This is a genomic window from Burkholderia sp. PU8-34 (assembly GCF_053427725.1).
The window spans coordinates 783,440-793,459 of the sequence record NZ_JBSAXC010000002.1 but is presented as its reverse complement, the minus strand read 5'-3'; the positions used below and the strand labels follow the sequence as shown (position 1 = coordinate 793,459).

The window sequence follows — 10,020 nt, the reverse complement described above, 5'->3', positions numbered from 1 at the left end:
TTGCATGTAAGAGCAAAGTTGTAATGTCGTACCTGGGCAAAGTTGAAATGTCGTGTTTTGGCTTGTAGTTTGAGCGCCGACACCCCTCAGCGAGCGCCGGCGATGAACCCGACTGGGACGATCACGATGACGATGCGCGAGCTGGATAGGTTCAAGGTGATTCAGGACGTGGCGGACGGCAAGCTCAAGCCGTGGCGTGCGGCGGAACGGTTTTCAGCTATTTCGAAGTGCCTCCTGCCAATTCGTCGCCCGGCGACCAGACCGGCACGCTGAATGCGACGTGCTCGGCACGTTCGGCCGTTGCGAAGATCGGCACGTTCATATTCCAGCGGCCTTCCCTCACACCGGGCAGAAGTTCTTCGAACGAGGTCAATCGGTATTCGATCGCAGACACCCCGATTGCGCGAAGCACGACCTCGGCCAGTTCGATGTCCGCGCCCGTTGCGGATCCCTCTTCGCCAGTCCAATAGAAAGGCGGCTCTTCGATATATGCGATTCTCACCTTCATGATGTTCGTCATTGGGCAGCGGCGTCCAAAGTCAATGACAGTGCAGACAATGCCGGGCCGAGGCTTGCAGGCGGCAGATAGCCGAAGCCGAGCCGAAACACACGGTCGCTTTCGCCGAACCAGGCCCCCGACGCAAGCTGCAAGTCATGACGGGGCAGCAGATTCCAGAAGCGCGCAACGGCGTCGTCGTCCAGCGCATCGGAACGCAGACGTACGCAGCACAACGCACCGGCATTCGGCCGCACCCACTCGATACGCTTTGCTTCCGTCGTACACCAGCTTGCCACTTCGTCGAGGGCGCCAGCGAGCAGCCGCCGCCGCGGTGCAAGTACCGCCTCCCGGTTACGCAGCAGCGCTGCGGCGAGCGTCTCGTCGAGCACCGAACCCGATATGACGGTGTTCATCTTGGCGACGGTCAGGCGTGCACGCAGGTCGGCGTCGGCCACCGTGATCCAGCCCGTCCGCAAGCCGGGCGCGCCGAGCGCCTTCGAGACGGACGCGCCGGTGACGATCCGCGAGTCGAGCCCCGCAACACTGTCGACTACGACATTGTCGCCATAGGTGGCCTCCCGATAGGTCTCGTCGACGAACAGAATGGCTTCCGGAGCGCGCCGCGCCATCAATGCAAGAAGCTTCTCGATCTCGGCACGAGAAGTCTGAATGCCGGCAGGATTTTGTGGCGAGGCAAGACTCACCAGTCTTGTCTTCGGCGACAGGCTTGCCTCTATCCGATCCAGGTCCAGCCGATAGCCGCTTTCGAACGACAACCGGACCTCACGGACCGTCACGCCGGCGCCGAGCAGGCTGTCACGGCACGGCGGAAAACATGGCGTGACCAGCACGGCCTCGTCACCGGGTCGGCAGACTTCGAATGCGAGCAGAAAGAGTCCGAGCGCCGTGCCTTGCGTCGTAATGACCTGCCCCGCCGGAATCTTGCAGGCATCCGCGATTGCGTCGCGAAGCACATCGGCGCCGGCCGATTTGCTATAGCCGAGCTTGAGATCGCGAATGTGCTCGAGGCCGGCGAGGTCAAGGACCTCTCCGACCGTCAGGTCTTGAGACGTGCTCTCCGCCAGGTTGAACGGTCGATTCACGTCGAGGAGCGAAATGATTTCGTTGTACGGAAATCTCCCCAGCCATGCGTCGGCATCGGTTCCGCCGAAGCCTGACCGTCGTTTTCCGTCGGAATCCTGCTGGAAAGCCTTCATGTTCGTGCCCCTCGTTTGCGCCCGGAATACATGCATCGTAGCGTTCGGGCATCGACCATAACAGCCACAATTTTATGCAGAATGGACCAATACAATTCCGTGTAGCGCGCTACGGATTCCGGACCGATAATCGCGACATTCTTCGACACGAGGTCATCCCGTGGACACGCACGCTTCATACCGATACAAGCAGTTGGCCGACCTCATCGTCGGGATGATCGACAACGGCACGCTCGCGCCGGGCACGCGCCTGCCATCGGTGCGCGCGGTCAGCGAACAGCACCGCATCAGCGTCTCGACGGCGTTGCAGGCGTACCGGCTGCTCGAAGATCGGGGCGTCCTTGTCGCGCGGCCGCAGTCGGGCTTCTACGTCGCGGCCGCACACCGCGGCACACTCGCGTTGCCGTCAGCTTCGCGCCCGCGCGCGAAAGCATCGACCGTGTCGATCAGCGGTGCCGTCGCGGCGCTGCTCGAGCACGCGGCCAACTCGGCGCTCGTTCCGCTCGGCTGTGCCGTGCCCGATCCGGCCTTGCTGCAATCGCAGCGACTGGACCTTGCGCTTGCACGCGCCGCGCGCCAGCACGGCATGCGCTACAACGTTTATTCCCCGCCGTACGGCGACCCGCGTCTGCGCCGGGAAATCGCGAAGCGGGCGATGCGTTTCGGGCATGCGCTATCGCCGGACGACATACTCGTCACGAGCGGCTGTACCGAAGCGCTGACACTCGCGCTGGGCGCGGTCGCGAAGCCCGGCGATACGATCGCGGTCGAATCCCCGACCTATTTCGGCTTGCTGCATACGCTGGAAGCGCTCGGCCTGAAGGCGCTGGAACTGCCAACCGACCCGACACACGGCATCGACATCGGCGTGCTCGCGCGCTGGCTTGAAACCAGATCGGTCACGGCTTGCGTGCTGTCGTCGGCGTTCAACAACCCGCTCGGGTCCGTGATGGAAGAAGCAGACAAGATCGCACTCCTGAGGTTGCTCGCGCGGCACCGCGTGCCGCTGATCGAAGACGACGTGTACGGCGATATTCATTTCGGCCGCGAACGGCCCAAGCCGTTCATCGCGCTCGACGGCGGCGCCAATACGATCTACTGCAGCTCGTTTTCAAAAAGCCTCGCGCCTGGCTACCGGATCGGCTGGGTCGCTGCGGGCGCCCGTGCGCAGCAGGTGATGGAACGCAAGCTCGCGTTCAGCCTGTGCGGCGCTGCCCTGCCGCAGGTCGCGCTCGCGGATTATCTGGCGAGCGGCGCCTACGAAACGCACTTGCGCCGCGTCCGCCGCATCCTCGAAGAGAATCTCGCGCGCATGACGCGCACGATAGAGGCGAGCTTTCCGCCCGACACGAAGGTGAGCCGGCCCGCCGGCGGATTTGTGCTCTGGCTGGAATTGCCGAAACGATTCGATTCGCGCGTGTTGTTCGACGAAGCACTGGAACACGGAATTTGCTTCGCGCCCGGCGATGTGTTCTCCGCGACTCGGCGCTTTCGAAACTGCTTGCGCCTGAGCGCCGCATACGCGTGGAGCAGCCGTATAGAAGATGGCGTCCGGCAGTTGGGAAAACTCGCGCATGCTCAGCTCGCTCGCTGAACGCGACAGCTCGAGGCCGGCTCAGTATTAACCCGTAATGCGTTCGATCATCGCACACATTTGAGCGATATCCGCTCACGACGTGCGTCAAGGCACTGTGCGGGCCGTGGTGCGGACTCTATGCTCCACTCACCGAATGCCATTCATGCAGCATCGGACGCGGCGCCGCCACCATTCCACGATGCGCCGTGCCAGGAGACACCGCCATGCCCCCCGCTTTTGACGCATCGTCCGGCGCATGGCCGCCCCATTGCGGCGGCCGTCCGTGCGACACACGCACGGCGCACCCGGATTCGCGTGGCGCCCCTCCCCGACCACTCATCATCAGGAGATCGACATGAGCTCACCCTGCATCATCACCGTCGCGATCACCGGGTCCGTGCCGCGCAAGAAGGACAACCCGGCCGTGCCGATCTCGGTCGCCGAGCAGATCGAAAGCACGCACGAAGCCTACGACGCGGGCGCCACGCTCGTGCATCTGCACGTGCGGGACGAGGAGGAAAAGTCCAGCTCCGACCGTTCGCGTTTCGCCGAGCTCCAGGACGGCATCCGCAAGCACTGCCCGGGCATGATCGTGCAGTTCTCGACGGGCGGCCGCGGCCGCTCGTTCGAGCAGCGCGGCGCCATGCTCGACCTGCGTCCGGACATGGCATCGCTCGCCACGGGCTCGGTCAACTTCCCGACCATCGTGTACGAGAACCCGCCCGACTTCATCCGCTCGCTGGCATCGACGATGCTGAAGTACGACGTCAAGCCGGAGATCGAGATTTTCGATCTCGCGATGCTGTACAACACCGTCGATCTCGTCCAGCAGGGCCTGCTGAAGTCGCCGGTGCACGTCCAGTTCGTGTTCGGCGTCAAGCATGCGCTGCCCGCGCGACGCGAAATCCTCGAGTTCGAAGTCGAGCAGCTCCGCGCGTTGCTGCCCGACGCAACCTGGACCGCCGCCGGCATCGGGCGGCACCAGCTCGAGGTGAATCACTGGACGTTGCAGATGGGGGGGCATTGCCGCACGGGCCTGGAGGACAACGTGCGCTGGGACAAGGACACGCTCGCGTCCAGCAATGCGCAACTGGTCGCGCGGGTGGCGGCGCTTTGTGCCGAATACGGCCGCCCCGTCGCAACGCCGGCCCAGGCCCGCGCCATTCTCGGCCTGAGTGCCGCCTGAACGCACGGTGCATCGATATCGACGCGGACTGGCAGACCACCGGTCCGCACCGAAGCGGTCCTGCACGCACTCCCCGAATGCCGGGTCGACAGCATGCCTTCGAACGATCCGGCCGCCTGCGATCTCGTCGTCAACGCGTCGCCGTTTGGCCTGCCAGGTGGTCAGTCGCTCGACGGTCTCCCGCGATGAACCAAAAAAAAGCCCGCATTACGCGGGCGAGCTTCGCTCTGAGAATCCTTTGTCCAAAAAGGATGACTGATCCTACTCCTTGAAAATCCAGCGTTCGAGACGCGTAAACCCGCTTGCCGTTTACCCGCCCGGCGCAACGATTGCCGGGGATGGCGCGTGCCGCGTGCCGACGGGCAAGCTGCAGGGGCGGCCCCGGCGGCCTGCGCCGGGGCGGTCGGCACACTCAGTGCAGTTGTCGCTGGAGATCGGATAGCTCCGAGTGCATCGAACTCACAGCGTTCTTGATCCTGGCGTCGAGGCCGCCGGCTTGCTGACAGGCGCGCTCGGCACGATCGCCGATCCGTTCGAGATCGTCGACCCACTGCCGGATGCGGCCTTCGTCATGGGATGACATGACCTTCTTTGCCGACTTGCATTCCCTGTCCAGCTCGTCCATCCAGTTCATCAGATCCTTGGGGATCGTCTTGTCCGAGTGGCATGTCCGTGACGCGTCGCTGATCGTTTGCTGAAGATGCGTGAAGCGTTGCTGAAACTCGCTGGCTTGCAACATGATGTCCTCCTTCTCGCCGATCGCGGGCCGTAGCCGGGGCGGACGAATGTTGCATTGCGCCAGAACGGTTTTCCGGCCCGCGAAGAACGGGCTTCTAGTGTAGGTCATGAGCGCCCGTCCGTTCGCCGCGCGAGCATGCAGCCGCGCCCCGGGCGCGATTGGACCGTGTTACCGGTTACGGATCCGACCGCTCGCCGTGGAATGCAGTGGCGGGCGGCTTCCCGTGTCCGGGTCGGAACCCGGTGCAGCCTTCGCGCCCTGCGCGTTCCGACGCCACCCGTCAATGCAGGCCGCGCGGTGTCTGCCCCGGCAGGTACCCGCCCGCGAATCCGGACAGGCTCGGAGCGCTGGCCGCCTGATCGGGCGCGGCCGCCGCCGCTTCGCTGGCCGGCATGCTCAGTCCGGGCGCAAGGTAAAGAAACTTCCACTTCCTGTACGTCTCATCGCCCTCGAAATCCGAGTAGCGCTGCGGAAATCCGGCGCGCTTGATCGTCGCCTGATCCGAGCTGCTGTAGACGCCGTAAAAACGATCGGCTCGCCACAAGAAGAACCAGTCGTTCTGTCCGGTGATCGGATCCGGATATGCGCGGCGCAGATGGTGCATCGGCTTCGGAAAGCGGGTGTCGTCCAGCAGATCGTCGACGGTTGCCGGGTACGCGCGAGCCAGTTGATAGTACCGAATGATCGCCCTGCGGTACTGGTCGCCGGCGAACAGCAACTGCTTCTCCTGATCCCGACGCCGTTGCAGCGTCCAGACATCCAGCGCGCCCGCCAATGCGATCGACATCAGCATCAGCGCGATCATCAGGGCCAGCAGCACGAGCCCGCGCTGACGCGCAGCACGCGGGCGGCCGCGAATCGCGGACACCTGCGCGTGCGCGACGCCGCACGCAGCCCGGCGGGCCCGGCTCATTTTGCCGCCCCTGCCGTGTGCGGCGGCTCGCCCTGCGGGCTGCTCGCAGGCGCGATGTCGTAGACACCCGGCTTGGTCTCGTCCGGCGACGCGATCACCGCCCATTTGTCGTCGCCATTCACGGGATCGAGCGGGATCGCGCGCAAGTAATGCTTCGCAACCAGTTCGTCGAGCGTCTCGGGGTACTGGCCGTTGTCGCCGTAGTACTGGTCGATCGCATTGCGCATCACGGAGACGTTCTGCTGCCGCACCTGCTCCTTGCCGCGTTCGATGGCATGCATGTAACGCGGCACCGCCAGCGTCAGAAGCAGGCCGATGATGGCCATCACGACCACGATTTCGATCAGCGTGAATCCGCGAGGTTTGCACATGCGTCCGGGTTTCATGATGCATCGTCACCATTGTTTGTACGGGATGCCGTTGATGCCGACGCGCTCGGATTTCGAGGTGACGTCGAATACGTCGTTGCCGGCCTCCGGGCTCGCGGACGCGTCGCCGGCCGCCGCCGGATCCGGCGGCGTTCCGTAGGCGCGCATGTTCCAGGTCTCCTCGGCCGGCGTATCCGGGTCGCCGGCGAAGAACGGGTCGCGCGGCACCCGGCGCAAGAACATCAACAGGCTGCCGTTGGGATCCCGCGCGTCCTTCACGCCGGTGACGAGCACCGTCAGCGACGGCGGATAGCCGGATGCCTCCGCCTTCTTTTCGATCTTCCCGGCATCGCTTGCGTCCTTGTACGCGTCGAGCGCGGTGCGGATCTCGCGCAGCGCGGCACTCAGCTCCTGCTCCTTCTGTCGCTGCACGATCAGTTCGGAAAACGGCATGATCGCGAGCGCGAGGATGCCCACGAGCGCCAGCGTGATCACCATCTCGATCAGCGTGAAGCCACGGTGGCCGCGCCGACGTCGGCCTCCGGCGCGCATCGTAGCGTTCGGCGTAGCCACGGTTCAATTCCCGTTCTGAATCGGGTGAAGCGGGTTTTCGCTCGGGATGTCGCCCGCGGGCATCTGCAGCGTCGCAGGCGGCGGTGCTGCCGCAGCGGGCTGCACGGCCGGCTGAGGCGGCGCCACCGGCGTCACGGTGGTGCCCGGGGCCGGCTCCACTTCGTTGCCGGCCGATTCCGCCGCCTGCGGCGCGGCGCTGGCCGGCGCCGCGCCTTGTGCAGGCGTTGCCCCCGCTGCGGGCGCCGCCGCGGGCGCGGGCAGCGCCGGCTGCGGTCTCGAGAAGCGCCCGCCGTACGGTTCGGGCGGCGGCACCGTGCGAGGTGCCGGGGGCAACTGCCCGAACGCGCCGTTCTCCGGCGACGGCTGCGCACGGTTCGCCGCCGCGTTCAAGGCCGGCGACGGCCCGGCGCCCGACGTGCCGCCGCCCACACGGCCGGGAACCGCCCTCACGGCCGGCTTTGCGGCATCAGCCGCCGCTGCGGGGGCTTCCGCGTTCAACGCGACAGGATCGAGCCGCAACTGGTCGGCATGCACGTTGACGTCGGTGCCCGACCACACCTCCTGCGTGTCCGCATCCGCCGCGACCTGCGGCCGAACGATGTGCGGCGTGATCTGCAGCACGATCTCGGTCTTCTTGTGATCGCCGCCATGATCCGAGAACAGGCGGCCGAGCAACGGCAACTGGCCGAGGCCCGGCACCTTGTTCGCGTTCTGGCGGTCCTCGTCCGAAATCAGCCCGCCGAGAATCTGGGTTTCACCATCCCGCAGACGCAGGCTCGTCGCCGCGCTGCGCGTGCCGATCTGATACGCGAGCGAACTCAGGCCCTGCGAATTGCTGGTCGAGATCGTATTGGTGATGTTGCTGACTTCGAGATTCAGCTTGATGCCGACGTCGCCGTCGCGATAGACCTGCGGCTCCACTTCGAGCTTGATGCCGACGTCGAGGTACTGGATCATCTGCGTGTACGACGGTCCGCTCGTGCTCGGCGTGCTCGAGCTCGAGATCACCGGCACCTTGTCGCCGATCATGATGCGCGCCTTCTCCTTGTTGCGCGTGCGGATGCGCGGGCTCGCGAGCAGATTCGCGTCGGTATCCGTGAGCTTGAAGTCGGCGGTGGCGGAGAGCCCGCTGACATTCAGCGCATTGACCGGCAGATGGTGCAGCGCGCCCCACGTATCCACCGAGCTCGGCGTCGATACCGTGAAGGAATTGGGCCAGTCGATGCCGAGCTGCGACATCCGCTCGTGCGACACCTCGAGCACCTGGACTTCGAGCATGACCTCCGGCTCCGGCAGGTCCTGCGCGGCGATCATCTCGTCAGCGACCTTGATCATGTCCGGCGTGCCGCGGATCGTCACCGTGTTCGCGCGCTCGTCGATCACGGCTTCCTTCACTTTCAGCAGCCCCTTCAGCAGCGACTGGATCTGCTTCGCGTCGACGTTCGACAACTGGAACGTGCGCACCTTGAGCTCCTGATACTCGAGTTCCTTCGCGGGGGTCGCCGGGTAGATGAACAGCGTGTTCGCGTTCATCTGCTTCTTGTCGAGCTGGTTCTGCAACAGGATCATGTCGACCGTGTCCTGCAGCGACGCGTTCTGCACGAAGATCGTCGTCTTCAGGTCGGCACGCACATCGCGGTCGAAAATGACGTTCAATCCCGACGTGCGCGACAGCGCCTCGAACACCATCCGCACGTTCGCGTCGCGGAACTGCAGCGACACCGGCGTGCGCATGATCGACGAAGCGGCGAGCTTGTCGTCCCGCTCCGCGTGCTGCTGCCGGCGCTTTTCGTCGAGCTCCCTTTGCATCCGCAACGCCATCGCATTGGCCGGATCCTCGATCAGCACGCGGTGCACGCGATCGGCCGCCTGCGCGTACGAGCCGCGCTTCATCATGCGATCGGCTTCCTGCAGGATCGCCAGATGCTTGCGGTCCTGCTCGACCATCGCGCCGAGCTTGCGCGCGCGTTCGCTGGTCGGATCGAGCTCGGTCGCCATGTAGACGGAGCGGGCCGCGTCGTCGAACTGGTTGTCCTGGCGAAACTTTTCGGCGTTGTCGAGGAGTTCGTTGACTTCGGCGTCGCGGTCGTGCATCGCGTCGATCTTTACCTGCGCATTGGTCGGATCGTCGTGAAGGTTCGGTACGTGTGCGCAGCCGCCGCACGCGAGCAGCGCCGCGGCAATCGCCAGCGCGCGTTTCGTCGCGTTCCGGCTTGCCGCCATGCGAGGGGGATCGACCGGGATGACGGGCGAAAGGCGTGTCGATGGGCCGCTGTCCCCGCCGCGGCACGCACCCCGTGTGCTTGAGGTTTTCATCTACTTTCCTTCGACTGGAATGGACACCACCTGCACCTGGTTCAGCGGCAGATAGGTGAGGACCACGTTCGACTCCGAAACGGAGTCGACGCGATACTGGCCATCGATCACGTCGCCTGGCGAAACGATCAGCAACTGATCGCCGTTGCTGAGAAAGACCTGCGGCTTCTCCGCCTTGGCGTCCAGTTCGCCCAGATAGGTGAACGGCACCGGGGGCGCCGTCGGCGGAGCCGGACGCGTTTCGGGAAGCGTCGGCGCCACGACCGGGGGCGGCGGCAGCCACGACGAAGCCGTGAACGGATCGTTCGCCGCTTCCACGGCAACCGGCGCGCGCAGCGCGGCGAGCTTTTCGTTCGGCGTTGCCACCGCCGCTGCCGTGCCGGCCGACGCGGATTGCGATGGAGATTGCGCCGCAGATTGCAATGCGGATTGCGATGCAGGCGCCGCAGCCGCAGCGTGCTCGTCCGCCCGAGACGGCAGCGCGCGATGCACGGGGGCCGGTTTTGCACGCGCAACGTCGAATGCCGCGACCGGCATCGGCACCCGCGTCGCCGCGACAAGCACGCGATAGCCGACGCCGGCCACGACGACGCAACACAGCGCCAGCACGACGCGCCGGCGCGAAGCCCGTTT

At 65.3% G+C, this 10,020-nt stretch carries 9 protein-coding genes and 1 pseudogene; 2 read left to right on the top strand and 8 right to left on the bottom strand.

Features of this window, described 5'->3' with window-relative positions; translation table 11 throughout:
- Positions 1–244: 244 nt before the first annotated feature.
- Positions 245–508 (bottom strand): annotated as a pseudogene (locus ACV22Z_RS08280) (transporter substrate-binding domain-containing protein); the annotation flags it as partial.
- Positions 509–516: 8 nt separating this feature from the next.
- Positions 517–1,716 carry a pyridoxal phosphate-dependent aminotransferase gene (locus tag ACV22Z_RS08275; RefSeq protein WP_448075814.1) on the bottom strand — a complete coding sequence of 400 codons (1,200 nt, stop codon included), beginning with the start codon at positions 1,714–1,716 and terminating at the stop codon, positions 517–519.
- A 160-nt stretch (positions 1,717–1,876) separates the two neighbouring features.
- Here ACV22Z_RS08275 and ACV22Z_RS08270 point away from each other — a divergent pair, with 160 nt between their 5' ends.
- On the top strand, positions 1,877–3,310 hold the full coding sequence (locus ACV22Z_RS08270; protein ID WP_448075813.1) for an aminotransferase-like domain-containing protein: 1,434 nt from the start codon (positions 1,877–1,879) through the stop codon (positions 3,308–3,310).
- A gap of 337 nt (positions 3,311–3,647) precedes the next feature.
- The gene (locus ACV22Z_RS08265; protein ID WP_448075812.1) at positions 3,648–4,478 is read left to right on the top strand and encodes a 3-keto-5-aminohexanoate cleavage protein; all 831 of its coding nucleotides are present in this window, start codon (positions 3,648–3,650) and stop codon (positions 4,476–4,478) included.
- 412 nt (positions 4,479–4,890) lie between these two features.
- On the opposite strand, the gene ACV22Z_RS08260 is transcribed toward ACV22Z_RS08265, so the two are convergent.
- From ACV22Z_RS08260 to ACV22Z_RS08235, 6 genes are all read right to left on the bottom strand, one after another.
- Positions 4,891–5,217, bottom strand: coding sequence for a hypothetical protein (locus ACV22Z_RS08260; protein WP_448075843.1), 327 nt, complete (start codon positions 5,215–5,217; stop codon positions 4,891–4,893).
- Between the two features lie 280 nt (positions 5,218–5,497).
- The gene (locus ACV22Z_RS08255; protein ID WP_448075842.1) at positions 5,498–6,130 is read right to left on the bottom strand and encodes a type II secretion system protein; all 633 of its coding nucleotides are present in this window, start codon (positions 6,128–6,130) and stop codon (positions 5,498–5,500) included.
- Positions 6,127–6,516: a type II secretion system protein gene (locus ACV22Z_RS08250; RefSeq protein ID WP_448075811.1), complete on the bottom strand. Its 390-nt coding sequence runs from the start codon at positions 6,514–6,516 to the stop codon at positions 6,127–6,129. The genes ACV22Z_RS08255 and ACV22Z_RS08250 overlap by 4 nt, the downstream gene beginning before the upstream one ends.
- A 9-nt stretch (positions 6,517–6,525) precedes the next feature.
- Positions 6,526–7,050: a type II secretion system protein gene (locus ACV22Z_RS08245; RefSeq protein WP_448075810.1), complete on the bottom strand. Its 525-nt coding sequence runs from the start codon at positions 7,048–7,050 to the stop codon at positions 6,526–6,528.
- Between the two features lie 24 nt (positions 7,051–7,074).
- Entirely contained in the window at positions 7,075–9,387 is a 2,313-nt protein-coding gene (locus ACV22Z_RS08240) for a secretin N-terminal domain-containing protein (RefSeq protein WP_448075809.1), read from the bottom strand.
- A complete protein-coding gene (locus ACV22Z_RS08235) occupies positions 9,388–9,972 on the bottom strand; it encodes a hypothetical protein (protein WP_448075808.1) in 585 nt (194 codons plus the stop codon).
- Positions 9,973–10,020 lie beyond the last annotated feature (48 nt).